Source organism: Streptomyces sp. NPDC001933, from assembly GCF_042890955.1.
GTDB lineage: Bacteria > Actinomycetota > Actinomycetes > Streptomycetales > Streptomycetaceae > Streptomyces.
The window spans coordinates 754,713-779,984 of sequence record NZ_JBIASS010000001.1 but is presented as its reverse complement, the minus strand read 5'-3'; the positions used below and the strand labels follow the sequence as shown (position 1 = coordinate 779,984).

Below are 25,272 nucleotides of genomic sequence, written 5' to 3'. Positions count from 1 at the left end.
CCGGGTCAGACCTTCGGGACGGACTCGACGCGCTTTTTCAGTCCGGCCAGGGCCCGGTCGATGATGACCTTCTCGGCCTTGCGCTTGATCATGCCGAGCATCGGGATCTTGACGTCGACGGTCAGCCGGTAGGTGACCTCGGTGCGGTCGCCGTCGCCGAGCGGGGCCAGTGCGTAGGAGCCGTCGATGGCGCGCAGCATCTGGGACTTGACGAGGGTCCAGCTGACCTCGTAGTCGCCGATCCAGGTGTAGGCGAGGGTGTGGTCGTCCTTGATCGCTCCGGCGTCGAGGACGAGCCGGACCTTCTCGGCGCGGCCCCGGTCGTCCTCGGCGAGGACCTCGGCCTCCTTGACCTCTCCGGTCCACTCCGGATAGCGGGCGAAGTCGGCGATCACTCCCATGACGTCGGCCGGTGCCGCCTCGATCGTGATGCTCGAGCTGGTGTGTTCAGCCATCGCCGTGGCTCCTCCAGTGCGGTGTACCGGTGCGTCGGCAGATGCCTGCCGTCAGAAGGCTATCGCGTGTGCGCGGCGCCTCGTTCCAGGGTCCGGTGCCGGTGTGGTCACCACTCCAGGGCCCAGGGCCTGCCGGTGGACGCGAAGTGGCCGACGTTCACACATTCGGTGGCGCCGATCCGCATGCGGCGGACCAGCGGCTGGTGGACGTGGCCGAACAGGGCGTACCGGGGGCGGGTCCGGCGGATGGCGTCCAGCAGGGCCCGGCTGCCGCGCTCGAAGCGGCGCGCCACCGTGTCGTAGGTCAGCTCGGGCACGTCGGGCGGGATGTGGGTGCAGAGCACGTCGACCGGGCCGATCGCCTCGATCTTCGCCGCGTACTCCTCGTCGCCGATCTCGTACGGGGTGTTCATCGGGGTCTTCAGCCCGCCGCCGACGAAGCCGAAGACGCGGCCGCCGATCTCGGCCCGTTCGCCGTCGAGGACGGTGGTGCCGGGGTGTGCGTACTCGGACCACAGGCCGGGGATGTCGACGTTGCCGTAGGTGGCGTACGTCGGTGCGGGGAAGGCCGCGAAGAGCTCGGCGTACTGCTTGCGCACCGCCGAGACGATCGCGGCGTTGCGGTCCCGGCCCTTCCACAGGCCCCGGCCGAACTCACGGGCCTCCTCGAAGCGGCGCGCGGTGCGCAGCGCGACGATCCGGTCGGCGTTCTCCACACCGAAGAGATCGGGGAAGATGCCGCGCGAGTGGTCGGCGTAGTCGAGGAAGAGCACCAGGTCACCGAGGCAGACCAGCGCGTCGGCGCCGTCCCCGGCGCGGGCCAGCGCCTCGGCGTTGCCGTGCACGTCGCTGACCACATGGATACGGGTCCGCTGTCGGGTCGATGTCCCTGGGCTGTCCGGTCCGGCTCGCATGACGATCACCCTAGGGGCTGCCCGTCGGGTCAGGAACGGGGCCGCGACGCCTGGCACGGCACCTCGCGGCGTTGCCGAAGCGCCCGCTCTCCCGGTCACCTGGGTAGAGGCCGCCGGACCTGCGAATATCGTCGCCCGGTCACACGGGTGGACTACTGTGCGGCCAAGGGTCGACGTTATGTGTGACGCATAAGACATCTGGCCGGAACCCCCTATCGGGAACCCAGTACTGGTGGGTAACGTCCGGGCAGTCCAGTCGTGCTCACCCCACTGAGCACCCGCCAATCTTGGACCGCAGCCGGTGCGTCACACAGAGCCGTGGCACCGGAGCCCGATGAGGAGCAGCAGTCTTGCGCGAGTTCAGCCTTCCGGCCCTGTACGAGGTCCCCTCGGACGGCAACCTGACGGATCTCATCCGCCGCAATGCCGCTCAGCATCCCGATGTCGCGGTGATGAGCCGCAAGGTGGGGGGCGTGTGGACCGATGTCGGCGCCGCCCAGTTCCTGGCCGAGGTCAGGGGCGTCGCCAAGGGCCTGATCGCCGCGGGCGTCGAAGCCGGTGACCGGGTGGCTCTGCTCTCGCGCACCCGCTACGAGTGGGTCCTGCTCGACTTCGCGATCTGGAGCGCGGGCGCGGTCACCGTCCCGGTGTACGAGACCAGCTCGCCCGAGCAGATCCAGTGGATCCTCGGTGACTCCGGTACCGCCCTGTGCCTGGTGGAGTCCGCCGCGCACCAGGCCTCCGTGGTCTCCGTCCAGGCGGACCTGCCGGCCCTGAAGGGCATCTGGCAGATCGAGGACGACGCGATCCGCGGGCTGACGGCGATCGGCGAGGACGTCTCGGACGAGACGCTGGACCTGCGGATGACGAGCGCCAAGGCGGACGACCCGGCCACCATCGTCTACACCTCGGGCACCACCGGCCGCCCCAAGGGCTGTGTGCTCACGCACCGCAGCTTCTTCGCCGAGTGCGGCAACGTGGTGGAGCGGCTCAAGCCCCTCTTCCGTACCGGCAACTGCTCCGTACTGCTCTTCCTGCCCGCCGCCCACGTCTTCGGACGGCTGGTCGAGGTGGCCTCGGTGATGGCCCCGATCAAGCTCGGCTGCGTACCGGACATCAAGCACCTCACCGATGAACTGGCCTCGTTCCGGCCGACGTTGATCCTCGGTGTGCCGCGGGTCTTCGAGAAGGTGTACAACGCGGCGCGCGCCAAGGCGCAGGCCGACGGCAAGGGAAAGATCTTCGACAAGGCCGCGAACACGGCGATCGCCTACAGCCGCGCGCTGGGTACCCCGCAGGGCCCGCCGCTGGGCCTGAAGCTGAAGCACAAGCTCTTCGACCGGCTGGTCTACAGCAAGCTGCGGGCGGTGCTCGGCGGGCGCGGCGAGTACGCGATCTCCGGCGGCGCGCCGCTGGGCGAGCGGCTCGGCCACTTCTACCGCGGGATCGGCTTCACCGTCCTGGAGGGCTACGGCCTGACCGAGACGTGCGCGGCCACCGCCTTCAACCCGTGGGACCGGCAGAAGATCGGTACGGTCGGCCAGCCGCTGCCCGGTTCGGTGGTGCGGATCGCCGACGACGGCGAGGTGCTGCTGCACGGCGAACACCTGTTCACCGGTTACTGGAACAACGAGTCGGCGACGGCCGAAGCCCTGGCCGACGGCTGGTTTCACACGGGCGACATCGGCACGCTGGACGAGGACGGCTATCTCGCGATCACCGGCCGCAAGAAGGAGATCATCGTCACGGCGGGCGGCAAGAACGTCGCTCCCGCGGTGATCGAGGACCGGATCCGCGGGCACGCCCTGGTCGCCGAGTGCATGGTGGTCGGCGACGGACGGCCGTTCGTGGGCGCGCTGGTCACCCTGGACGAGGAGTTCCTGGGCCGCTGGGCCGAGGAGCACGGCAAGCCGGCCGGCTCGACAGCCGTGTCGCTGCGCGAGGACCCGGAGCTGCTGGCCGAGGTGCAGCGGGCGGTGGACGACGGGAACGCGGCCGTGTCCAAGGCGGAGTCGGTGCGCAAGTTCCGCATCCTGGACTCGCAGTTCACCGAGGAGGCGGGCCACATCACGCCGTCGCTGAAGCTGAAGCGGAACGTGGTGGCGAAGGACTTCGCGGACGAGATCGAGTCGATCTACCGCGGCTGACGCCCCGGAGGACGTACGCGCGAGAGGGGCCCGCACGGCGTGTGCGGGCCCCTCTCGCGCGTACGCGGCTCAGAGCAGCGCCCGCAGCCGCTCGGCGAGCAGGTCCCAGCGCCACTTCTCCTCGACCCAGGCCCGGCCCCGCTCCCCCATCCGCCGCCGCAGCTCCGGGTCGCGCAGCAGCGTGACGATCCGGTCGGCCGCCTCCTCGGGGGAGCCGCCGCGCACCACCCACCCGGTCTCGCCGTCGAGCACCGCGTCGGGCGCGCCGCCCGAGTCGCCCGCCACCACCGGCAGACCGGTCGCGGACGCCTCCAGGAAGACGATGCCGAGGCCCTCCACGTCGAGGCCGCCGCGGCGGGTGCGGCACGGCATGGCGAAGACGTCGCCCGCGCCGTAGTGGGCGGGCAGCTCCTCCCACGGCACCGGTCCGGTGAACCGCACGGAGTCGCCGACCCCGGTCTCCTCGGCCAGCCGTTCCAGCTCCTTGGCGTACGGTCCGCCGCCGACGATCAGGAGCACCGCGTCCGGGACCTGCGCCAGGATCGCGGGCATCGCGAGGATCAGCGTGTCCTGGCCCTTGCGCGGCACGAGCCGGGACACGCAGACGACGACCGGCCGGTCCGAGAGCCCGAGCCCGGCCCTCGTCCGGTCGCCGCCCGAGTCGGGGTGGAAGGTCTTCTCGTCGACGCCGGGCGGCAGTTGGACCATCCGCTCCGCGGCCCGGGAGGTGAGCGCGGGGGCGATCCGGGAGCGGGTGTACTCCCCCAGGTACGTGATCGTGTCCGTGCCCTCGCCGATCCGTCGCAGCAGCTGCCGGGCCGCGGGCAGCTGCGCCCAGCCCGCCTCGTGCCCGTGCGTGGTGGCGACCAGGCGGCGGGCGCCCGCCCTGCGCAGCGCCGGTGCCATCAGCCCGAGCGGGGCCGCGGCGCCGAACCAGACGGAGGTGCAGCCGTGCTCGCGCAGCAGCCGCACCGCGCGCCGGGTGACCCGCGGGGTCGGCAGCAGCATCGTCGTCGGGTCGCGCACGACGGTGAACGGCTGCTCGGCGTCGAAGGCGGCGGTGGCAGCGCGGCCCTCGGGGGTCCGCTTCCAGGTGGAGGCGTACACGACGACCTGTTCGGGGTCCAGGCGCAGCGCCATGTTGTGCAGGAACGCCTGGATGCCACCGGGGCGTGGCGGGAAGTCGTTGGTCACGATCAGGGTCTTGTCCATCCCGGCCGACAGTACCGGGCTGTCCGGCCCCGATGGCTCCCGCACCGGCCGGGCGGGCATCATGGCTCCTCGTACCCGCGGAGTACCCACCGAGTACCGGCCGGGCAACCACCGGGCGACGACCGACGAATGACGGATGACGAACACGGATGAGGCGTTCATGAGGGGATCGGCCGGCGCACGGCTCGCCGCCGCGGCGGTGTGGGCACTGACCAGGGTCGCGCTGCTGTGCTTCGTCACCAAGGTGATCACGCTGCCCGGACCGGACGTGACCAGCGACGTCTCGGTGATCTACCACGGCTGGTCCGAGGTCCTGAAGACCGGTACGTATCCGGAGTCCGACGTCACCTGGCAGTACCCGCCGCTGGCCGCGCTCGCCATCCTCTCCCCCGCGCTGCTGCCGTTCCTGGACTACGCCTCGGCCTTCTTCGTCCTCGCGTTCGTGTGCGACGCGCTGGTGCTGGGGCTGCTGCTGTACGCGGGCCGGGGCGGCGGCCGGTCGGTGGCGGGCGCCTGGGTGTGGGTGGCGGGGGTGCCGCTGCTCGGCACGACCGCGTACGCCCGTTACGACGTGATGGTCACGGCGGTCGCGGTGGCGGCGCTGCTCGCGGGGGTGCGGCATCCGCGGGTGATGGGTGTGCTGGCCGCCGTCGGTGCGCTGCTGAAGGTGTGGCCGGCGCTGATCCTGGCCGGTACGGCGCGCGGCCGGTACACGCGGTCGGCGTGGACGGCCGCGGCGGTGACGGCGGCCGGGCTGCTGGTGGTGTGCACCTTGGCGATGCCCGGTGCGCTGGCCTTCCTCGGCTTCCAGCGCGACCGGGGCACCGAGGTCGAGTCGCTGGGGGCGCTGGTCTTCCATGTGGCGCGGCAGTTCGGCTGGGAGGGCCGGGTGGAGTACCACTACGGCTCGATGGAGTTCCTGGGGCCGCACGTACCGCTGGTGAGCACGCTCGCCCTCGGTCTGTCCGTCCTGGCGTTCGGCTGGCTGCTGGTGTGGCGGCTGCGGGCCCGCGAGTTCGGTGCGAGCACCCCGGCGGACGCGGCGTTCGTGGCGGTGCTGCTGTTCACGACGACGAGCCGGGTGATCAGCCCCCAGTACATGCTCTGGCTGGTCGGTCTGGCGGCGGTCTGCCTGGTGTTCCGCGACAGCCGGATGGTGCTGCCGGCCGGACTGGTGCTGCTGGCGACGGGCGTCACCCAGTGGGAGTTCCCGCTCGGGTTCACGCACGTGGTGACCAGCGACGCGACGGGCGTGACGCTGATGTTCGTGCGCAACGGCCTGCTGGTCGCGGCGACGCTGATCGCCTGTGGCCGGCTGTGGCGGCGGACGGTCACCGGGGCGGCGCGCGACGGCGGGTCCGCCGCCCGGTCCGGCCTCGGCCGTGAGACGGAGCCGGTCGGCTCCTGAGCCGTGCGCGGGGCTCAGCCGAGCGCGGAGCGCAGATACTCCCGCCAGAGCACGGTGAAGTCCTGCTCAGTCGTGTCGAGCACCTCGTGCATGGCCTGCTCCACCGCCCCGTCGCGTCCCGAGTGCCCTCCGACGGCCCGGTAGAAGGCGAGCAGCTTCTGCTCGCCCCAGCGGTCGGCGATCAGCTCGCAGGCCGCCCAGCCGCCCTCGTACGCCCTCGCCAGGCGCGCGGCGTCGCCCGCGAAGCCGAAGTCCTCGTCGGTGGGGAGGGCGGCCGGCGGTTCGCCGCGCGCGACGGCGTCCGCGAGTTCGGGCGCGATCCGGGCGGCGGTGCGGTCCTCGGCGCGGTAGGCCGCCCAGTCAGCAAAGCCCTCGGAGAGCCAGGTCGGGGTCGCGGAGGAGGTGTGGGCGCGGGTCGCGACATGGGTGGTCTCGTGGGTGAGGACGACCCGCTGCCCGAAGGCGCCCAGCGTGCCGTACGCCTGCGGGTTGACGATCACCCGGTCCGCGGGCGTCCGGCCCGCGCCGCCGGTCCGCCCTGTCGTGACGGCGGCGATCCCCCGGTAGTCCGCCGCCGACCCCAGCAGCTCCGCCATGTCGTCCACCGTGCGCGGCACGAGCACCACCACGCGGCCCGCCCAGCGCTCCGGCCAGGCGTCGGACACGGCGGGCACCGCGCGGTCTGCGGTCCTGGCGACGGCGCGCAGCTCCTGATCGGTGCGGCCCACCCCGAGGACGAGGCTGCGCTTCCCGCTCACCACCTGTACGTCGCCCTGCTGCCAGAGCTGGCGGGCGCCGTCCCCGCCGGCCCGGTCCCCGACGACGTACCAGCGGCCGGCCGCCCGGTCCCGTCTCAGGTCGAGCACCCGGTCCGCGGCGACCGGCGCCGCGTCGTAGCCCTTGATCCGGTAGCGCAGCTCGACGTCGGCGGTGGCCCGGTCGGTGCCCTGAGCGGTCACGTCGCGCAGCCGGTACGTCCAGGAGCCGAGCGGTACGTCGGCGAGGTTGCCGAGTTCCCGGCGCTGGGCCGCGCGCAGCCCGGTGGCCCGGGGGTCCGTGGTGGCCAGGAAGGCGTCCGTGTCGTGGGCGAGCACGGCGGCGGCCCGGCGGTCCAGCGTGGCGCGGACGGCCCGGGTGGTGGATTCGGGGGCGGCGCCGTCGTCGGGGGCCTCGCAGCCGGAGGCGAGCAGCAGCCCGGCGAGCAGCGCTCCCGCCGCGCTCCGCCCGCCATTCCGTCCCCGCCGCTTCATCACCCGATCGAGGGTACGGTCAGACGCGGGTGACCGACGAGACGGGCATCATGCCGACGGGGTCGTAGCGCACCGGGGCCCCGGGGTACGGGGCGTGGATCACCTGGCCGTTGCCGACGTACATCGCGACGTGGCTCGCGTCCGCGCGGTAGACGACCAGGTCGCCGGGGCGGGCCTCGGAGAGCGGCACCATGTGTCCCGCGTACCGCTGGGCCTGCGAGGTGCGCGGCAGGCTGACCCCGGCCTGGGCGTACGCCCACTGCATCAGCCCGGAGCAGTCGAATCCGGCCGGTCCGTTGGCTCCCCAGATGTACGGGCGGCCCAGCGCCTGCCGGACCGCCGCGACGGCGGCCGCCGCGCGTGCGGAGCCGGCCGGCAGACCGGCCATGGCCGGGAGCCCGCCGTCTCGGCCGGAGCGCGAGGCCCGCTCGAACTCCGCCCGGTCGGCGCCGGGCAGCGCCGCCAGCAGCTTCCTGGCCTCGGCGAGCTTGCGTTCGACGGTCCGTTTGTGGCGGGTGGCGGCCGCCCGGTTGAGCTCCAGCTCGGCCAGCGCGCGGTCCGCCTCCGCCCGGGTCTGCTCCAGCCCCTGCTGGGCCTTCTGGAGTTCCCGCAGCTCGGCGGCCTGGACCTCGTTCAGGCGCTCCAGCACGGCCGCCCGGTCCAGGTAGCTGTCCGGGTCGGAGGAGAGCAGCAGGGCGAGCGAGGGGTCGATGCCACCGGAGCGGTACTGCGCGCTCGCCGCCGAACCGAGCACCGTACGCATCCGGTTGACCTGCTCCTGGCCACGGGCCGCCCGGTCCTGGGCCCGGTCGACCTCGCCGCGCAGCCGGCCGGCGTTCTCACCGGCCTCGTTGTACCGCTCGGTGGCCCGCTCGGCCTCGGTGTACAGCCGGTCGATGCGGGCCTTCGCGGTCCGGGGGGAGTCCTGCGGATCGGCGTTCGCGGTGGCCGCGCCGAGAGTGGTGGCCGCGGTCGCCGCCGCGGCGGACAGAACGGTGGCCCGGACGCTCAGGTTGAGGCCGGACTGTGTGGAACGGCGATGGGACACCACAGGACGCCGCACTCCTTCCGCTGTACGCAGACGCGCGCAGCCCCTGCCGCCCGGGGCGGGCGGACCGACGACCGGGAGCCGCACAGCAGGCAGACAGTAGTCGGACGATCACGGAGCGACGAACGGCCGCGCCGCGAGGAAGAGTGCCAGAAACGACGGCGCCCCGCCGGTGACCTGTGGTCTCCGGCGGGGCGGACTGTCCGTGCGGGCGCGGGAATTCGCCCGTTCGGGCGTCGTCAGCCGACGCGCACGCCGAACTGGAAGCTGCCGATGGTGTCCATCGACTCGTAACGGACGAACGTGCCCGGGTACGGGGCGTGCAGGACGGTGTTGTTGCCCGCGTAGAGGCCCACGTGCGCGGTGTTGTTGAAGAAGACCAGGTCGCCCGGCTTCAGCGCGCTGCGCCCGATGTGGACGCCGTCGTTGACCTGGGTGTAAGTGACCCGGGAGATCTGGACGTTGGCCTGGGCGTAGGCCCACTGGGTCAGCCCGGAGCAGTCGAAGGAGCCGGGGCCGGTGCCGCCGCGGCCGTACGGCTTGCCCACCTGGGTCTTGGCGGCGTTCAGAGCGGCGGCGCCCCAGGCGGAGGCGGGGAGCTCGTTGCCGAGTTCGACCCGGTCGCCCGCGGAGCGGCTGGCGCGCTGCTGGTCCTCGCGCATCTTCGCGCGCTCGGCGGCGGTCATCGAGTTGAGCAGCTGCTGCGCCTTGGCCAGCTTGGTCTGGAGGTCCTTCTTCTTCTCGCCGAGCGTCTTGCGCACGTCCGCGAGGTCACCGAGCTTGTCCTGGGCCTCCTTGCGCTGCTGCGCGAGGACCCGCTGCTTCTCCTGGATCTTGCCCAGGGTCTCGGTCTGCTTGGCCGTCAACTGGTCGAGGGCCGAGGCCTCGTCGAGGAAGGTGTCCGGGTTGGACGAGAGGAAGAGCTGCACCGACGGGTCGATGCCACCGGAGCGGTACTGCGCCGCCGCGAGCGAACCGAGGCCGTTGCGCAGGTTGTTGACCTCCTGCTGGCCGCGGGCCACCTTGTCCTGCAGCGCGGCGACTTCCTTCTCCAGCTTCTGCTGCTTCTCCTTGGCGCCGTAGTACTTCTCGTTGGCATCGCCGGCCGCGTGGCTGAGCTTCTCGACCTCTTCCCGGACTTCGCCCTTGGAGGGCTTCGGGTCGGCGTGGGCCGCCTGGGAGGTCAGGGCCACGGCCGCGGCGGCGGTCGCGGTGAGCACGGTCACACGGGCGCGGCTCGGCTGCTTGGGACGACGGTGGGACGCCACGGAGGCGAGCTCCTTCTTCCTCGAGCCGCCTACCGGGCTGTGGGGGATCTGAATCCCCGGCTCCGTGCATGTTCACGGACTCGGCGGTGCCCTCGCAGTCACCCCGGATGGGTGATCAACCGTGCGAAGGTTCGAAGCCTGACCCTAGTGACCAACTTGTGATCAGTTCAAATCCTCACCCGAAAAATCTGTCACGGAACGCACTTCTTTACCCACGACGCACGGGGTGTAGTGGGAAACTGACGGTCCGTTCCCCGATTTCCACCGAGACCCGGCAAGTGCCACTAGACGCGCGAAAGGCGCTTCAGGAGCAAGACGGACGCAACGGGCCTGGCGCCCGCCTTCGCCACTCCGTCGGCGACTTCGCGGTCGGTGGAGACCACCACGACCGGCCTGCCCGGAGGTTCGGCGCGCGCCAGCTGGCGGATGAGCTCGTCGGCGGTCACCCCGGGCTTGCTGAAGAGCACCCTGACCCCGCGCGGCGGCGCCAGCAGCACCGGGGCCGCCAGCTCGGCCCCGTCGAAGACACAGGTCATCTCCGCGCCGGTCTGCGCGGCGAGCACCGAGAGCCCGCCCAGCAGCCGCAACCGCTGCTTCTCCAGCGGCAGCTGCGGATAGCCGGTCTTGGTGACGTTGTAGCCGTCGACGATCAGATGCGCCTGCGGCAGCGCGAGCAGCTGGTCGAGCAGGGCCGGGTCGGTCTCCGAAAGGGCCCTGGCGGCAATGTCCTTGGGCGACAGCCGGCCCGGCTCGACCGCGTCCACACTGTCCGCGGGACGCATCGAGGAGGGCGGCAGGGCCAGTTCACGGCGGAGTCCGCTCGCCGCGTCGAGCACCGTGTCGAGCAGCAGCCTCAGCCGCATGTCCTCGACCGAGCGGCCTTCCCTGGCGGCCCGGCGGCCCGCCTCCACGGACGCCTCGGCCTCACCGAGCCGCGCCTTGAGCCGCCGGCTCTCGCTCTCGGCCGCGGAGACCTGGGCGGCCGCCTCGGACCGTACGGCGTCGGTCTCGGCCCGGCTGCGGCGCAGCGCGGCCTCGCCGCGCTTGACCTCGTTGACGGCGCTGCGCAGCTTGCGCTGGAGGGATTCGGCCTCCTTGCGGGCCGCATCCAGCTCGACGCGCAGCCGCTCCGTCTCGCTCTTCGTCTGGGAGCGGGCCTGGGCCAGCTCCTCGCGCAGCCGCTCCAGCTCGCGGCGGCTCTCCTCGTCGACGCGCTCGGCGTCCGCGCGCTGGGCCTCCTCGCCGGCGGCGGCGACCAGCTTGACCCAGCCCGCCGGGCGCAGCACATAGGCCGCCGCGGCCACGTCGACCGGGTCGGCGGCGGCGGGCGGCGCCCCGGCCTCCAGGGCGGCGGTCAGCTCCGGCTGCCCCTCCTTGAGCCGATCACCGATCCGCTGCCGGAACAGCGCGTCGCCCTCCAGGGCGGCCGCCATCGCGTTCCCGGCGAACTTGGCCCGCCGGGTCGGGGTGAAGCGGGCGTACTGCCGCAGCTGGGCCGGGAGTTCGCTGACCGTCAGGCCGCCGAACGCGTCCGAGACCAGCGCGACGACCCGCCGCCGAACGCCTTCGGGCAGCGGGCGGTCGAGCGCCTCGACGGCACCGTCGGCCGCCTCGGCCGACTCGGCGCCGCTAGCGGGCTGCTCCACCATCCGTCACCCCAAATGTCTGTGGGCGCGGCTCCGTCAGGAGTCGGCACCCGGCCTGTCCACCAGTTCGATCTGGTCCACCGCGTTGCACCAACGGCAGCGCACCGACTCGATGGTCTCACTGACCACCTCGCGTTCCTCCACGCTGGACTCACCGGCCAGGTCGAGATGGACATATTCGACGACCTTCGAGGAGCGCGTCACGTCGAAGCGCGTGAGATTTCCGCAGAGCGTGCAGCGCCAGCGGGTCCCGTCGGTCGGCTGGGGAACCGTCGTCATCGTTGCGTCCTCTTTCGTCGAGTCTCTTGCTGCCTTGCTTCAAGGATCTCGCGGTGCGCCGTCGAACTGCGGATGTCCTGCCGTAACCCTACGGCCTCGCTGTGTCCCCCCGACACGGCGAGGCGGTCTGTCCCGTTCCCTCCGCTTGCGTCATGCTCTGTTCATGATCGATCGGCGAGCTGTTACCGGCAGGCTGACCGGTGGGCTGCTACGGACGGTCACCTCGGGCGGGCCAGTGGTGACCCATGCCCTGATCGCGGCCTGTGTCCTGGTCTTCTTGATCAGCCCGCTGTCCGGCTTCAACCCGGTCCCCGGCACCGCCGACGCCCTGCTCGCCGCCCAGGCCGGGTACTTCGAACGCTGGGGCGTGATCCCCAGCGAGCTGTGGGACGGCTCCGCACACGCCCTGCTCACCCCGCTCACCGCCCTCTTCGTGCACGGCAGCTGGCTGCATCTGCTCGGCAACGTGCTCTTCCTGTACGTGTTCGGCGCGATGACCGAGGAGCGCATGGGCCGGCTCGGGTTCACCTTCTTCTACGTGATCTCCGGCTACCTCGCCCTGGTCGCCTACGCGGCCGCGCACGCCACGTCCGACCAGACGCTGGTGGGCGCCTCGGGGGCGATCTCGGCGGTGCTCGGGGCGTTCCTGTACCTGTTCCCCAGGGCCCGGGTCACCAGCCTGTTCCCGTTCCTCTTCTTCCTGCCACTGCGCTTCCCCGCCTGGATCGTGCTGGTCTTCTGGTTCGCCCTCCAGTGGCTGGCCGTCCAGGGCGCGGGCAGCGGGGGGCCGGGTGTCGCCTATCTGGCCCACGTGGTGGGCTTCGCCCTCGGCTTCCTCTACGCCTGGGGGCGTTACCGGCGTACGGATAGAGTGAAGGGACCAGCCACGGCCACCGAGGGAGAAAGCCAGCCGTGATCACCGCGATCGTGCTCATCAAAACCAGCGTGGACCGGATTCCCGAGATCGCCGAGGCCATCGCCGCGCTGGACAGTGTCAGCGAGGTCTTCTCGGTCACCGGTACGTACGACCTGATCGCCATGGTCCGGGTGCCCAAGCACGACGATCTCGCCGATGTCATCCCCGGCCGGATCAGCAAGATTCCCGGCGTCGAGGCCACCGACACCCATGTGGCGTTCCGTACCTACTCGCAGCACGACCTTGAGGCCGCCTTCGCCATCGGCCTCGACGCGTAGGCACGCACCTCACCACCCCGCAGCACTTCGGCGGGGGACGGGCCCACAGGCTGCCCGTCCCCCGCCGAAGTGCTGTGTGCCTCAGAGCTGCGCCGCACCCCGGTCCGGGACGCAGCGGCCGTCCTCGGTGCGGTACTTCCACTGGGCGCCCTCGCTCACCAGCTCCTTGACCGCCCGGACGAACCGCTCGATGTGCTCGTCCGGCGTACCGGCGCCGAAGCTCACCCGGATCGCGTTCAATGAGCGCTCGCCCGGCTCGGCCTCCGGCGCACCGCACTCGCCGACCTCCTGCGGGTCGCTGCCCAGCAGGGTGCGGACCAGCGGGTGGGCGCAGAACAGGCCGTCGCGGACGCCGATGCCGTACTCGGCGGAGAGCGCGGCGGCGAAGTGCGAGCTGTTCCAGCCCTCCACCACGAAGGAGATGACGCCTACCCGTGGGGCGTCGTCGCCGAACAGCGAGAGCACCTTGACCTCGGGGATCTCGGCGAGGCCGGTGCGGACCGCGTCGACGAGGTACTGCTCCCGGGCGACCAGGTTGTCGAAGCCCGCCTCGGTGAGCGCCTTGCAGGCGGAGGCGATGGAGTACACGCCGATGACGTTGGGGGAACCGGCCTCGTGGCGGGCGGCGGTGGAGTGCCACTCGACGTCCACCCCGCCGTCGGTGCGACGGGCGACCTTGCGCGAGGCGCCGCCGCCCGCGAGGTAGGGCTCGGCCTCCTGCAGCCAGTCGGCCCGGCCGGCGAGGACGCCCGAGCCGAAGGGCGCGTACAGCTTGTGCCCGGAGAAGGCGACCCAGTCCACGTCCAGCTCGGCGATGTCGACGGGGTGGTGCGGGGCGAGCTGGGCGGCGTCCAGGACGATCCGGGCGCCGTGCGCGTGGGCGGCGGCGGCCAGCTCCTTCACCGGCCACAGCTCGCCGGTGACGTTGGAGGCGCCGGTGACGCAGACCAGCGCCGGGCCGTAGGGCTCGCGGTCGGCGAGCGCCCGCTCCAGCGTCTCGACCGCCTGGGCCGGGGTGCGCGGGGCGTTCAGGTACGTCACCCGGGCGTCACGCCACGGCAGCAGCGAGGCGTGGTGCTCGGTCTCGTAGACGAAGACCTGGCAGTCGGCCGGGACGACCGCGGCCAGCAGGTTCAGCGAGTCGGTGGTCGAACGGGTGAAGATCACCTGGTCACCGGCGCGGCAGCCGAGGAACTCCGCGACGGTCGCGCGGCTGTTCTCGAAGAGGTCGGTGGAGAGCTGCGAGAGGTAGCCGGCCCCGCGGTGGACGCTGCCGTAGTACGGGGCGTACGCGGCGACGTCGTCCCAGACCCGCTGGAGCGCGGGGGCGCTGGCGGCGTAGTCGAGCGCGGCGTAGGTGACCTCGCCACCCGTGACCAGCGGAACCGTCACATCCTTGCCCAGAACCGGCAGAGGGGCACAAAGCGACTGGTCGGCGGCAGCGGTGAAGACAGACATGGCGAACTCCCGTAAGAGGCAGGCGAATCGCATGCGCCGGCGGATACGCGGCAGCGCAGCGGAAAAGATGAAGAGGGGTGTGCGGAGGAGGGCCGACGGCCCTATCGCATTCGCGTGCTCACAAGAGGCTCCCTAGGGACCAGGACCCCGGGGGTTGGCATTCACAGATGCCGAGGGGCCCGCGCTTGCCGCAGACCTCGCTGCCTACGGCCTGGTCTTCACCCGGGGCACCCCGCCACGGACGGAGGGTTGCCGGACAGCGGGCCGGGGCCGTAGTCGCTGTCACTCATGACCTGACCTGCATCTTGCCATACGTGCGAAGACGCGCAAGGCGCAGTCCAGGATCCGGACTGCGCCTCGCACCTCATCTGCGCCCGTTTCAGGCGTTGCTGGCCGCCACCCAGCGCTCCAGCGCACGCGCCGCCGCCCCGGAGTCGATGGACTCGGCGGCCTTCGCGATCCCGGCCGCGAGCTGCTCGTTCAGCGTGCCGTCCGTCGGGTCGAGAGCCGTCAGCGCCGCCGCCGAGTTGAGCAGCACGGCATCCCGCGCCGGCCCCCGTTCGCCGGACAGCACCCGCCGGGCGACGTCGGCGTTGTACGAGGCGTCCGCACCGCGCAGGGCCTCGACGGGCACCAGTTCCAGACCGACGTCGCGCGGGTCGAAGACCTCCTCGCGCACCGCTTGGTCCCGGACCACCCAGACCCTGGAGGTCGCGGTCGTGGTCAGCTCGTCCAGGCCGTCGTCACCGCGGAAGACCAGTGCCGAATTGCCGCGCTCGGCAAGGACACCGGCGACGATGGGCGCCATCTTCAGATCGGCGACACCTACGGCCTGGGAACGCACCCGGGCCGGGTTGGTGAGCGGCCCGAGGATGTTGAACGTGGTCGGCGTTCCGAGCTCCTTGCGGGCCCTTGCGACGTACCGCAGGGCGGGGTGGAACTTCACCGCGAAGCAGAAGGTGATGCCGGCCTCCTCGGCGACCTCGACGACCCGCTGCGCGGAGAGGTCCAGGTTGACGCCGAGCTTCTCCAGCACGTCGGAGGAACCGCTCGCCGACGAGGAGGCGCGGTTGCCGTGCTTGACGACCTTGGCGCCGGTGCCGGCGATGACGACCGCCGACATGGTGGAGATGTTGACCGTCTTGGCGAGGTCGCCGCCGGTGCCGACGATGTCGACCGTACGGCCGGGTACGTGGATGGTGTTGGCGTGCTCGTACATCGTCCGGACCAGGCCGGAGACCTCGTCGATGGTCTCGCCCTTGGCGCGCAGGGCCACCGCGAATCCGGCGATCTGCACATCGCTCGCCTCGCCGCTCATGATGCGGTCCATCGCCCACGCGGTGTCGTCGGCGGTGAGGTTCTCGCCGCGCAGCAGGGGGTTCAGCACGCCGGGCCAGGTACGGTCCGCCACGCTGTCGCCGCCGATCGGGGTCACAACGTTCATGGTCCGCTCCTGGGGTCCACAGCCGGTAAAAGGGATCGCCTCCACCCTATCGAGCGCCAGGGGCAGCAAAGAGCCCCGTCCATCGAATGGACGGGGCTCTCGCTGTGGCGATCAGTTCAGGCGATCAGTGGTGACCGTGGCCGCTGGTGATCTCCTTGTACTCCTCGGCGGTGGGCTTGGCGATCTGGTTGTTCTCGCCGTAGTAGCCCTTGCTGAGCCGGGCCCGCAGCTTCTGCAGCGCCGACACCTTGCGCTCGACACCGTTCTCGTCGACCGTCGGGCCGATCTCGACCGGCTCGTACTGCTCGTGCGCGGTGAGCGTGTGCAGCTGCTCGGGGCCGAGCGGTTCGTGGATCTCGACGAACTCGCCGTGCGGCAGGCGCTTGATGATGCCGGACTCGCGTCCGTGCAGCACCTTCTCCTTGTCGCGGCGCTGGAGGCCGAGGCAGATCCGCCGGGTGGCGATGAACGCGATGACCGGGCCGACGAAGATGAAGATCCGGACGAACCAGGAGATGGCGTTCAGCGACAGGTGGAAGTGCGTGGCCCACAGGTCGTTGCCACCGCCGATGAAGACGATGACGTACTCGGTGATCCAGGCGACACCGAATGCCGTCCGGGTCGGGGCGTTGCGCGGGCGGTCCAGGATGTGGTGCTCGCGCTTGTCCCCGGTGATCCAGGACTCGACGAACGGGTAGACCGCGATGATCGCGAGCACCAGTCCGAAGGCCATCAGCGGGATGAACACACCCAGGACGAGCGTGTGACCCCAGAGGTTGATCTCCCAGCCGGGCATCACTCGGATCAGACCCTCGGCGAAGCCCATGTACCAGTCGGGCTGGGCGCCGGTGGACACCTGGTCCGGACGGTACGGGCCGATGTTCCAGATCGGGTTGATCGTGGCGATCGCCGCGATGATGGCGATGATGCCGAAGACCAGGAAGAAGAAGCCACCGGCCTTCGCCATGTACACCGGCAGCAGCGGCATGCCGACGACGTTCTTGTTGGTGCGGCCGGGACCCGCGAACTGCGTGTGCTTGTGGTAGAAGACCAGGATCAGGTGCGCCACCAGCAGACCGAGCATGATGCCCGGCAGCAGCAGGATGTGGATCGAGTAGAACCGGGCGACGAAGTCGTGACCGGGGAACTCTCCGCCGAACAGGAACATCGAGATGTACGTGCCGACGATCGGCGTCGACAGGATCGCGCCCTGGGTGAAGCGGACACCCGTACCGGACAGCAGGTCGTCCGGGAGCGAGTAGCCGGTGAAGCCGGTGAACATACCCAGCACGAACAGCAGGAAGCCGAACAGCCAGTTGATCTCACGCGGCTTGCGGAACGCACCCGTGAAGAAGACGCGCATCATGTGCACGAACATGCCGGCCAGGAAGATCAGCGCGGCCCAGTGGTGGATCTGGCGAACCAGCAGACCACCGCGGACGTCGAAGCTGATGTCCAGCGTCGAGGCGTAGGCCTGCGACATCCGGATGCCCTGCATCGGCTCGTACGAGCCGTGGTACACGACCTCGCCCATGCTCGGTTCGAAGAACAGCGTCAGATACACACCCGTGAGGATGATGATGATGAAGCTGTAGAGGGCGATCTCACCGAGCATGAAGGACCAGTGGTCCGGGAAGATCTTGCGCATGTTGGCCTTGGCCAGGGAGTAGATCCCGAGCCGGCCGTCCGCCCAGTCGGCCACCCGCTCACCGGCGGGCGCCTTGCGCTGTGTGTCGGTCGCAGTACTCATCCGCGCTCCCAGAATGCAGGACCGACGGGCTCTTCGAAGTCACCGAGCGCCTCGAGGTTGCCCTCGCTGTTCACACCGATCCGCAGCTGCGGAAGGGCGTGACCGGCCGGACCGAAGATGACGCGGGCGCCGTCGGAGAGGTCGAAGGTGGACTGGTGGCACGGGCAGAGCACGTGGTGCGTCTGCTGCTCGTACAGGCTGATCGGGCAGCCGACGTGGGTGCAGATCTTGGAGAAAGCCACGATTCCCTCGTGGGCCCACTCGCGCTCGCGCTTGTCCTTGATGTTCTCCGGCTGGATGCGGACGATCATCAGCGCGGCCTTGGCGATCTGGTTCTGGAAGTCGTGAGCGCTCTCCTCCAGGCCCTCGGGCATGGCGAAGGTCAGCGAACCGACGGCGACGTCCTCGGGACGCAGCGGCTCCATCGTGTTCATGTTGATGAGCTGCTTGCCCCTGGCCCACAGGGTGGTGCGGAGCTTCTTCTCCGGCAGCGGACCGAGGTCGCGAAGCAGCACCACACCGGAGAGCGGCACCAGGGCCAGCGCGCCGAACATGGTGTTGCGGATCAGCTTGCGCCGTCCGAACGCGGACTCCTCGGCACCCGCCGCGAAGTCCGCCATGACCTTCGCCTTGACCTCGGGCTCGGCCTCGATGGCGTGCCGGTCGTCGGCGACCTCCACGTCGGACATCAGCGTGCGCGCCCAGTGGACGGCGCCCGCGCCGATCGTGAAGAGTGCCACGCCCAGGGTCAGCCCCAGGGAGAAGTTGAGCGCGCTCACATGGCCGAAGGGCCAGATGTACACGATCTTGTCGACCGGGAAGATGACGTACGAGGCGATGAAGCCGATCGTCGCCAGCATGGACAGCGTGAACATGAACGCGACGGCGCGCTCGGAGCGCTTCGCGGCCCGTTCGTCGATGTCCTGGATGCGCGGCTTGTGGGCCGGCAGCCCCGGGTCGGCGAACGGGTCGTCCGCGACCTTCACCGCGTCGTGCGCGGTGCCCTGCTCAGCGGGCAGGTTCTCGTCTGGAATCTCTTGGCTACTCATGACTTCTTGGCCTTAGCGGTGTGGGCCGCGACCCAAATGGCAACTGCGATCAGTGCGCCGAGCCCGAAGATCCAGGCGAACAGACCCTCGCTGACCGGCCCCAGGCCGCCCAGCTTCAGCCCACCCGGGTTCTCCGACTGGGCGCTGTTCACGGTCTGGACGTACGCGATGATGTCCCGCTTCTGCTGCTCGGGCATCGTCGTGTCCGGGAAGGACGGCATGCTCTGCGGGCCGGTCTGCATGGCCTCGTAGAGGTGCTTCGGGTCCACGTCTTCAAGGCTGGGCGCGTACTTGCCGTTCGACAGCGCGCCGCCCTCACCGGTGAAGTTGTGGCACTGCGCGCAGTTGGTACGGAACAGATCGCCACCCTTGGCGATGTCCGCACCCGCAGGGTCGACCTGCTTCTTGGTCGGAACGACCGGACCGGCGCCGAGCGACGCGACGTACGCCGCGAGCTGGTCGATCTGCGCCTGGTTGTAGATGACCTTCTTCTTCGGCACCTGGGCGCCGGGCTGCTGCGCCGGCATACGGCCCGTGCCGACCTGGAAGTCAACGGCGGCGGAGCCCACGCCGACCAGGCTCGGCCCGTCGGTGGTGCCCTGACCGCCGGTTCCGTGGCAGCTGGCGCAACCGACGGCGTACAGCTTCTTGCCCTCGTCGATGGCGAGGGACTGGGCGGTTTCGTCGGCCTGCGCCTTACTCGCGGGCGCAAACGCGGCGTACAGCCCCCCAGTGGCCGCCAGCGCGAGGAGGAGTACGACGACCGCCGCCAACGGATGGCGTCGTCGTGCGGAGAGCTTTTTCACGGATTACCCCGGTGTCAGGATCTTCTGCGTCGATGCTGGATGTGGTTCGGGTTCGAGCCCGGTTACTTGATCATGTAGATCGTGGCGAAGAGGCCGATCCATACGACATCGACGAAGTGCCAGTAATAGGACACGACGATGGCGGCGGTCGCCTGTTCGTGGGTGAACCTCTTGGCTGCGTATGTCCTGCCCAGAACGAGCAGGAAGGCGATGAGACCGCCTGTCACATGCAGACCGTGGAAGCCGGTGGTCAGGTAGAACACCGAGCCGTACGGGTCGGAGGACAGCGAGAGGCCGTCCTTCTTCACCAGCTCGGTGTACTCGAAGACCTGGCCTCCGATGAAGATCGCACCCATCACGAAAGTGATCACGAACCACGCACGGAGCTTCTTCACATCGCCCCGCTCCGCGGCGAAGACGCCGAGCTGGCAGGTGAGTGAGGAGAGCACCAGGATCGTGGTGTTCGTCGCCGAGAACGGGAAGTTCAGGGCCGAAGCCATTTCCTTCCAGTGCTCCGGTCCCGTCACCGATCGCAGGGTGAAGTACATCGCGAAGAGGGCCGCGAAGAACATCAGCTCGGAACTCAACCAGATGATGGTTCCGACGCTGGTGAGGTTCGGTCGATTGACCGACGGGTGCGCGTGCCCGGTTTCTACTGTCGTTGCTGTCGCCACGACCGACATTATGTCGGTCGCTTATCCCGCCCTCACCCCGGGGGGTGCCGTTCGGTGTGTCAGCCGGGTGTGTCCTCCCCGAACGGCCCATGGAACAGCGGTCCGAAGCGGTGCTGACTGGCCGTCCGGCGGAGTACGATCCGCGCATCGGTTCATGCCCGGAAAGCCCCGAAGACACAGATGTCACGGAGGAACAATGCAGCCGACCGCCACGGTCCTGGTCTACAGCGACGACGCCAACACCCGTGAGCAGGTGAGGCTGGCAGCCGGGCGCAGGCCCGCGGCTGACGTGCCACCGGTGGAATTCCTGGAATGCGCCACCATGCCCGCCGTGCTGGAGGCGCTGGACCGCGGCGGCATCGACGTCTGCGTGCTGGACGGCGAGACGGCGCCCGCGGGCGGCATGGGCGTCTGCCGGCAGATCAAGGACGAGGTCTTCCGGTGCCCGCCGGTCCTGCTGCTGATCGGGCGCCCGCAGGACGCCTGGCTGGCCACCTGGAGCCGTGCGGACGCCGCGGTGACCCTTCCGGTCGAACCGGTCGAGTTCGCGGACGCCCTGGCGTCCCTGCTGCGCAGCAGGGACTGCGTGGACGCCTGATGCCCGCCGCGGCCCCGTCCGCGGCACCACTGAGGGGCAGCGCACTCCCCGGGCCGGTCAGACCTCGGGACGCAGTCGCGCCGCCTGGATCGTGTCGTCGCGTTCCGGGGCGGTGTTCTTCTGCAGGGCGCTGCCCTTCAGCCATTTGGCCCAGGACAGGTTCCAGTCGCCGAAGCCGTTGTCGAACGGCGTCATCGTCTCGCCCTGGCTGCCCACGACCGTGACGATGTCGCCCGTGCGCACGGTGTTGTAGAACCACTCGGCCTGGCCGGTGCTCATGCCCGTACAGCCGTGGCTGACGTTCGCGTACCCCTGCGAGCCGGTGGACCAGGGGGCCGCGTGCACGTACTCGCCGCTCCAGGTGACCCGCGTCGCGTAGTAGACCTGCAGGTCGTACGAGTCGGAGGAACCCTCCGCGATGCCGATCGTCTCCCCGCGCATACGTACGCGGTACTCCTTGCCCAGCACGACCTTGACGCCGTTTCGGGTGGAGAAGCCGGGCTTGCCGGTCGTCACCGGAATGGTGTTGATCACTTTCCCGTTGCGCTTGACCGTCATCGAGTGCGTCGCGGCGTTCGTGATGGCCTCGACGCGGTCGCCCGTGGTGAGCCTCAGCGCCTTCGTGGGGGCGCCGTAGAGGGCGTCGGTGACCTTGACGCCGGCCAGGCCGCTGGTGACGTCGATGGTGGCCCTGGCGGGCCAGTAGTCCTTGGGGCGGTAGTGCAGGGTCTTGTCGTCGACCCAGTACCAGGAGCCGGTCACTGCGGGCGTCGAGCGGACCCTGAGGGCGCGCTCGACGTTGGCCCTGGACGCCTTGTCCTTGACCGGAGCGCTGAGTTCCGCCGTGATGGGCTGCCCCACGCCGTAGGTGCCCGCCTGAGGGCCGAAGGTGACCTTCAGGAACTTCTTGGCGGAGGTGGTCCCGAAAGAGAGCGTACGGCTGCCCGGAGCGCCGTCGTCGTCCTCCACCCCGACCCTGACGGTGTACCGGGTGCCGGCGGCGAGCGGGACGGTGGAGTGCCACCGCTTCCCGTCGGCGTCGAGTTCGCCCGCCAGATGGCGGCCGGTCGTGTCGACGGCCGACACGTCCGTGATCCGGCCGTCGTCGCCGTTGACGGTGACTTCCAGCGGCTTGCCGGGGTCGACCTTCTCGTCGCCGTCCGTGGCGTTGGCGGAGATCTCGTCCACCGCGTCGTACGGCTTCTCCGCGAGCGGATGGCCTCCGGACCCGCCACAGGCGGTCACACCTGCGACCAGGGTCACGACCAGCAGAGTGCAGCTCACTACGGGGCGGATGCGCGGCGTGTGGTTCATGAACCCAAGCTACGGAGATTCACCCGTATCAGCGCGCGATGTGACTGCGAACGGGGGACCCGTACTCCTCTCGGTGGAGAAGTGCGGGCCCCCCGTTCAGGTGGAGCGGTGGAGCTGTGTCACTGGGTGCGGTTCTCACCGCGGTAGTACTCGAAGACCCAGCCGAACAGACCGATCAGGATCATCGGGGTCGAGAAGTAGAGCAGCCACCAGCCGAAGATGACTCCCATGAAGGCGAGTGCACCGCCGACCGCCAGCGAGAGCGGCTGCCAGCTGTGCGGGGAGAAGAACCCCACCTCGCCGGCCTCGTCCGCGACATCGGCTTCCTTGTTGTCCTGCGCCATGGCGTCGACCCGCCGGGCCGTGAAGGCCAGGTAGAAGCCGATCATGATGCTCAGCCCGAAGGCCAGGACGAGCGCGGTGGTACCGGCCGGCTCCTTCGACCACACGCCGTACGTGATGGCGATGACGAGGATGAAGACGCTCAGCCAGATGAACATCTTGCCCTGGATCTTCACTTGCCGGCCTCCTTGCCACCAGCGAGGGCCTTGTCATCCTCGGAGTGGTGCTCCAGCTGCTCGAGCGCCGAGATCTCCGGGTGATGCAGGTCGAACGCCGGGGATTCGGAACGGATCCGCGGCAGGGTGAGGAAGTTGTGCCGAGGCGGCGGGCAGGAGGTCGCCCACTCCAGCGAACGGCCGTAGCCCCACGGGTCGTCGACCTCGATCTTCTTGCCGTACTTGGCGGTCTTCCACACGTTGTAGAAGAACGGCAGCATCGACAGGCCGAGCAGGAACGAGGAGATCGTCGAGATCGTGTTCAGCGCGGTGAAGCCGTCCGCGGCGAGGTAGTCCGCGTAACGACGCGGCATGCCCTCGGCACCCAGCCAGTGCTGCACCAGGAACGTGCCGTGGAAGCCCACGAACAGCGTCCAGAACGTGATCTTGCCGAGCCGCTCGTCCAGCATCTTGCCGGTGAACTTCGGCCACCAGAAGTGGAATCCGGAGAACATCGCGAAGACCACGGTGCCGAAGATGACGTAGTGGAAGTGCGCGACGACGAAGTACGAGTCCGAGACGTGGAAGTCCATCGGGGGCGACGCCAGGATCACGCCGGTCAGACCACCGAAGGTGAAGGTGATCAGGAAGCCGACGGCCCAGAGCATCGGTGTCTCGAAGGACAGCGATCCCTTCCACATCGTGCCGATCCAGTTGAAGAACTTCACACCGGTCGGTACCGCGATGAGGAATGTCATGAACGAGAAGAACGGCAACAGCACGCCGCCCGTCACGTACATGTGGTGCGCCCACACCGTCACGGAAAGACCCGCGATGGCGATCGTCGCGCTGATCAGACCGATGTAGCCGAACATCGGCTTCCGGCTGAAGACCGGAATCACTTCGGAAATGATTCCGAAGAATGGCAGGGCAATGATGTACACCTCTGGATGGCCGAAGAACCAGAAGAGGTGTTGCCAGAGCAATGCGCCGCCATTGGCCGCGTCGAAGACATGCGCACCGAATTTACGGTCCGCCTCCAGCGCGAAGAGCGCGGCGGCGAGCACCGGGAAGGCCAGCAGGACCAGCACACCGGTCAGCAGGACGTTCCAGACGAAGATCGGCATGCGGAACATCGTCATGCCAGGGGCGCGCATGCAGATGATCGTGGTGATGAAGTTGACCGAACCGAGGATCGTGCCGAAGCCGGAGAAGGCCAGACCCATGATCCACATGTCGGCGCCGACACCCGGCGACCGGACCGCGTCCGAGAGCGGGGAGTAGGCGAACCAGCCGAAGTCCGCCGCACCCTGCGGGGTGAGGAAGCCGGCCACCGCGATGAGCGAACCGAAGAGGTACAGCCAGTACGCGAACATGTTCAGCCGCGGGAACGCCACGTCGGGCGCGCCGATCTGCAGCGGCATGATCCAGTTCGCGAATCCGGCGAACAGCGGCGTCGCGAACATCAGCAGCATGATCGTGCCGTGCATCGTGAACGCCTGGTTGAACTGCTCGTTCGACATGATCTGCGTGCCGGGACGGGCCAGTTCGGCGCGCATGAAGAGCGCCATCAGACCGCCGATGCAGAAGAACGCGAACGATGTGACCAGGTACATCGTGCCGATCGTCTTGTGGTCAGTGGTGGTCAGCCACTTGATGACGACGTTTCCCGGCTGCTTGCGCCGGACCGGCAGCTCGTCCTCGTACGAGTCGTCTGCTGCCGCGGCACCCTGAGGTTCGTTGAGGATGCTCACAGTTTGTTCGTCTCCGCATTCCTGGCCGGGTCAGTCTGCTCGATGCCGGCCGGCACGTAGCCCGTCTGGCCCTTCTTCGCCAGCTCCTTGAGGTGCGCCTGGTAGCGCTCCGGGGAGACGACCTTGACGTTGAAGAGCATCCGGGAGTGGTCGACGCCGCAGAGCTCGGCGCACTTGCCCATGAAGGTGCCCTCCTGGTTGGGAGTCACCTCGAAGGAGTTGGTGTGGCCCGGAATGACGTCCTGCTTCATGAGGAACGGCACCACCCAGAAGGAGTGGATGACGTCACGCGAAGTCAGGACGAAACGGACCTTCTCGCCCTTCGGCAGCCACAGGGTCGGACCCGGGTTGCCGTTCTGCGGGTTCCGGGTTCCCGGGACGCCGAAGTCGTAAACGCCTTCCGCACCCTTGGGGAAGTCCTCCCGGAAACGGTTGGGGATGGCGTCGAGCTCCTTGGGGATCTCGTTGCCCGTGGCGGTCGAGCCGTCCACGTTCTCGATGTAGTTGAAGCCCCAGCTCCACTGGTAGCCGACCACGTTGATGGTGTGGGCGGGCTTCGGGGAGAGCGAGAGGAGCTTCGATTCATCGCGCGCGGTGAAGTAGAACAACACCGAGACGATGATCAGAGGAACCACGGTGTACAGCGCCTCGATGGGCATGTTGTACCTGGTCTGCGGAGGAACCTCGACCTTGGTGCGGCTGCGCCGGTGGAAGATGACGCTCCACAGGATCAGGCCCCAGACCAGCACGCCCGTGGCGAGCGCTGCCGCCCACGAGCCCTGCCAGAGGGAAAGGATCCGTGGTGCCTCTTCTGTTACCGGCGTAGGCATACCAAGGCGGGGGAAGTCCTTGTATGTGCAACCGGTTGCGGTCGCCAGGATCAGGCCCGCAGTCAGCACCTGCGGCAGCTTCCGCCGCATCGGGCGCCGCGACGAGCGGTCGGAGCCGTTGGGACTCACGTAGCGCCTTCCCGAGAGTCTCGCCCGCGCGGTCGGCGCGGCCGTCTTTCTGGTCGGTCGCCGCCCTGACGCGGGCAGGGGTTTGGATGTTTATGCGGACCAAACCCTACTGGACGCTATTTGGGGTCGCGCGGGGAGGGTGCCCAAC

General features: G+C 69.5%; 24 protein-coding genes and 1 riboswitch. Of the genes, 6 read left to right on the top strand and 18 right to left on the bottom strand.

Annotated features, from left to right (window positions below; genetic code table 11):
• Positions 1 to 5: 5 nt before the first annotated feature.
• The gene (locus ACFYY7_RS03440) at positions 6 to 455 is read right to left on the bottom strand and encodes an SRPBCC family protein (RefSeq protein ID WP_266736791.1); all 450 of its coding nucleotides are present in this window, start codon (positions 453 to 455) and stop codon (positions 6 to 8) included.
• A gap of 107 nt (positions 456 to 562) precedes the next feature.
• On the bottom strand, positions 563 to 1,369 hold the full coding sequence (locus ACFYY7_RS03435) for a metallophosphoesterase (protein ID WP_376628751.1): 807 nt from the start codon (positions 1,367 to 1,369) through the stop codon (positions 563 to 565).
• Between the two features lie 350 nt (positions 1,370 to 1,719).
• Here ACFYY7_RS03435 and ACFYY7_RS03430 point away from each other — a divergent pair, with 350 nt between their 5' ends.
• Positions 1,720 to 3,516, top strand: coding sequence for an AMP-dependent synthetase/ligase (locus ACFYY7_RS03430; protein ID WP_388656415.1), 1,797 nt, complete (start codon positions 1,720 to 1,722; stop codon positions 3,514 to 3,516).
• Positions 3,517 to 3,585: 69 nt separating this feature from the next.
• Here the strand turns inward: ACFYY7_RS03430 and ACFYY7_RS03425 are convergent, their stop codons facing one another.
• Complete coding sequence (locus tag ACFYY7_RS03425; RefSeq protein ID WP_388656412.1) at positions 3,586 to 4,728, bottom strand: glycosyltransferase family 4 protein; 1,143 nt, start codon at positions 4,726 to 4,728, stop codon at positions 3,586 to 3,588.
• Here ACFYY7_RS03425 and ACFYY7_RS03420 point away from each other — a divergent pair.
• Complete coding sequence (locus tag ACFYY7_RS03420; RefSeq protein WP_388656409.1) at positions 4,721 to 4,861, top strand: hypothetical protein; 141 nt, start codon at positions 4,721 to 4,723, stop codon at positions 4,859 to 4,861. The two genes, ACFYY7_RS03425 and ACFYY7_RS03420, sit on opposite strands and share 8 nt — an antisense overlap.
• 27 nt (positions 4,862 to 4,888) lie before the next feature.
• Positions 4,889 to 6,136, top strand: a complete 1,248-nt coding sequence (locus tag ACFYY7_RS03415; protein ID WP_388657109.1) for a glycosyltransferase 87 family protein — start codon at positions 4,889 to 4,891, stop codon at positions 6,134 to 6,136.
• Positions 6,137 to 6,150: 14 nt separating this feature from the next.
• Here ACFYY7_RS03415 and ACFYY7_RS03410 read toward each other — a convergent pair whose 3' ends face one another.
• The 5 genes from ACFYY7_RS03410 to ACFYY7_RS03390 all read right to left on the bottom strand — a co-directional run bounded on the left by ACFYY7_RS03410 (position 6,151) and on the right by ACFYY7_RS03390 (position 11,627).
• Positions 6,151 to 7,386, bottom strand: coding sequence for a hypothetical protein (locus ACFYY7_RS03410; RefSeq protein WP_388657106.1), 1,236 nt, complete (start codon positions 7,384 to 7,386; stop codon positions 6,151 to 6,153).
• 19 nt (positions 7,387 to 7,405) lie between these two features.
• The gene (locus tag ACFYY7_RS03405) at positions 7,406 to 8,437 is read right to left on the bottom strand and encodes an NlpC/P60 family protein (RefSeq protein WP_388656406.1); all 1,032 of its coding nucleotides are present in this window, start codon (positions 8,435 to 8,437) and stop codon (positions 7,406 to 7,408) included.
• Positions 8,438 to 8,673: 236 nt separating this feature from the next.
• Positions 8,674 to 9,702 carry an NlpC/P60 family protein gene (locus tag ACFYY7_RS03400; RefSeq protein WP_351257454.1) on the bottom strand — a complete coding sequence of 343 codons (1,029 nt, stop codon included), beginning with the start codon at positions 9,700 to 9,702 and terminating at the stop codon, positions 8,674 to 8,676.
• A gap of 284 nt (positions 9,703 to 9,986) precedes the next feature.
• Positions 9,987 to 11,348 carry an NYN domain-containing protein gene (locus ACFYY7_RS03395; RefSeq protein ID WP_388656403.1) on the bottom strand — a complete coding sequence of 454 codons (1,362 nt, stop codon included), beginning with the start codon at positions 11,346 to 11,348 and terminating at the stop codon, positions 9,987 to 9,989.
• Between the two features lie 36 nt (positions 11,349 to 11,384).
• On the bottom strand, positions 11,385 to 11,627 hold the full coding sequence (locus tag ACFYY7_RS03390; protein ID WP_014156692.1) for a hypothetical protein: 243 nt from the start codon (positions 11,625 to 11,627) through the stop codon (positions 11,385 to 11,387).
• Between the two features lie 163 nt (positions 11,628 to 11,790).
• Here ACFYY7_RS03390 and ACFYY7_RS03385 point away from each other — a divergent pair, with 163 nt between their 5' ends.
• Positions 11,791 to 12,543 carry a rhomboid family intramembrane serine protease gene (locus ACFYY7_RS03385; RefSeq protein ID WP_351257449.1) on the top strand — a complete coding sequence of 251 codons (753 nt, stop codon included), beginning with the start codon at positions 11,791 to 11,793 and terminating at the stop codon, positions 12,541 to 12,543.
• The gene (locus ACFYY7_RS03380) at positions 12,540 to 12,821 is read left to right on the top strand and encodes an Lrp/AsnC family transcriptional regulator (RefSeq protein ID WP_124718123.1); all 282 of its coding nucleotides are present in this window, start codon (positions 12,540 to 12,542) and stop codon (positions 12,819 to 12,821) included. Before ACFYY7_RS03385 ends, ACFYY7_RS03380 begins: the two co-directional genes overlap by 4 nt.
• An 81-nt stretch (positions 12,822 to 12,902) precedes the next feature.
• Here the strand turns inward: ACFYY7_RS03380 and ACFYY7_RS03375 are convergent, their stop codons facing one another.
• The 6 genes from ACFYY7_RS03375 to ACFYY7_RS03350 all read right to left on the bottom strand — a co-directional run bounded on the left by ACFYY7_RS03375 (position 12,903) and on the right by ACFYY7_RS03350 (position 20,011).
• Entirely contained in the window at positions 12,903 to 14,279 is a 1,377-nt protein-coding gene (locus ACFYY7_RS03375) for an aminotransferase class V-fold PLP-dependent enzyme (protein ID WP_388656400.1), read from the bottom strand.
• A gap of 176 nt (positions 14,280 to 14,455) precedes the next feature.
• Positions 14,456 to 14,573, bottom strand: a riboswitch (SAM riboswitch).
• An 85-nt stretch (positions 14,574 to 14,658) separates the two neighbouring features.
• The gene (trpD, locus tag ACFYY7_RS03370) at positions 14,659 to 15,723 is read right to left on the bottom strand and encodes an anthranilate phosphoribosyltransferase (RefSeq protein WP_376315526.1); all 1,065 of its coding nucleotides are present in this window, start codon (positions 15,721 to 15,723) and stop codon (positions 14,659 to 14,661) included.
• Positions 15,724 to 15,847: 124 nt separating this feature from the next.
• Positions 15,848 to 17,473 (bottom strand): cytochrome bc complex cytochrome b subunit, encoded by a 1,626-nt coding sequence (locus ACFYY7_RS03365; protein ID WP_388656397.1) that lies wholly within the window; start codon positions 17,471 to 17,473, stop codon positions 15,848 to 15,850.
• On the bottom strand, positions 17,470 to 18,522 hold the full coding sequence (locus ACFYY7_RS03360; RefSeq protein WP_388656394.1) for a Rieske 2Fe-2S domain-containing protein: 1,053 nt from the start codon (positions 18,520 to 18,522) through the stop codon (positions 17,470 to 17,472). Before ACFYY7_RS03360 ends, ACFYY7_RS03365 begins: the two co-directional genes overlap by 4 nt.
• On the bottom strand, positions 18,519 to 19,328 hold the full coding sequence (locus ACFYY7_RS03355) for a c-type cytochrome (RefSeq protein WP_388580500.1): 810 nt from the start codon (positions 19,326 to 19,328) through the stop codon (positions 18,519 to 18,521). Before ACFYY7_RS03355 ends, ACFYY7_RS03360 begins: the two co-directional genes overlap by 4 nt.
• A gap of 62 nt (positions 19,329 to 19,390) precedes the next feature.
• Positions 19,391 to 20,011 (bottom strand): heme-copper oxidase subunit III, encoded by a 621-nt coding sequence (locus ACFYY7_RS03350; protein ID WP_124718117.1) that lies wholly within the window; start codon positions 20,009 to 20,011, stop codon positions 19,391 to 19,393.
• Positions 20,012 to 20,198: 187 nt separating this feature from the next.
• Between ACFYY7_RS03350 and ACFYY7_RS03345 the strand changes: the two genes are divergently transcribed.
• Entirely contained in the window at positions 20,199 to 20,600 is a 402-nt protein-coding gene (locus ACFYY7_RS03345; RefSeq protein ID WP_388656391.1) for a hypothetical protein, read from the top strand.
• A 57-nt stretch (positions 20,601 to 20,657) separates the two neighbouring features.
• Here the strand turns inward: ACFYY7_RS03345 and ACFYY7_RS03340 are convergent, their stop codons facing one another.
• From ACFYY7_RS03340 to coxB, 4 genes are all read right to left on the bottom strand, one after another.
• Positions 20,658 to 21,914, bottom strand: a complete 1,257-nt coding sequence (locus tag ACFYY7_RS03340) for an Ig-like domain-containing protein (RefSeq protein WP_388656388.1) — start codon at positions 21,912 to 21,914, stop codon at positions 20,658 to 20,660.
• Between the two features lie 119 nt (positions 21,915 to 22,033).
• Positions 22,034 to 22,432, bottom strand: coding sequence for a cytochrome c oxidase subunit 4 (locus ACFYY7_RS03335; RefSeq protein WP_388656385.1), 399 nt, complete (start codon positions 22,430 to 22,432; stop codon positions 22,034 to 22,036).
• Positions 22,429 to 24,165 carry a cytochrome c oxidase subunit I gene (gene ctaD / locus ACFYY7_RS03330; RefSeq protein WP_388580486.1) on the bottom strand — a complete coding sequence of 579 codons (1,737 nt, stop codon included), beginning with the start codon at positions 24,163 to 24,165 and terminating at the stop codon, positions 22,429 to 22,431. The genes ACFYY7_RS03335 and ctaD overlap by 4 nt, the downstream gene beginning before the upstream one ends.
• Entirely contained in the window at positions 24,162 to 25,124 is a 963-nt protein-coding gene (coxB, locus tag ACFYY7_RS03325) for a cytochrome c oxidase subunit II (protein ID WP_388656383.1), read from the bottom strand. Before coxB ends, ctaD begins: the two co-directional genes overlap by 4 nt.
• Between the last annotated feature and the right edge of the window lie 148 nt (positions 25,125 to 25,272).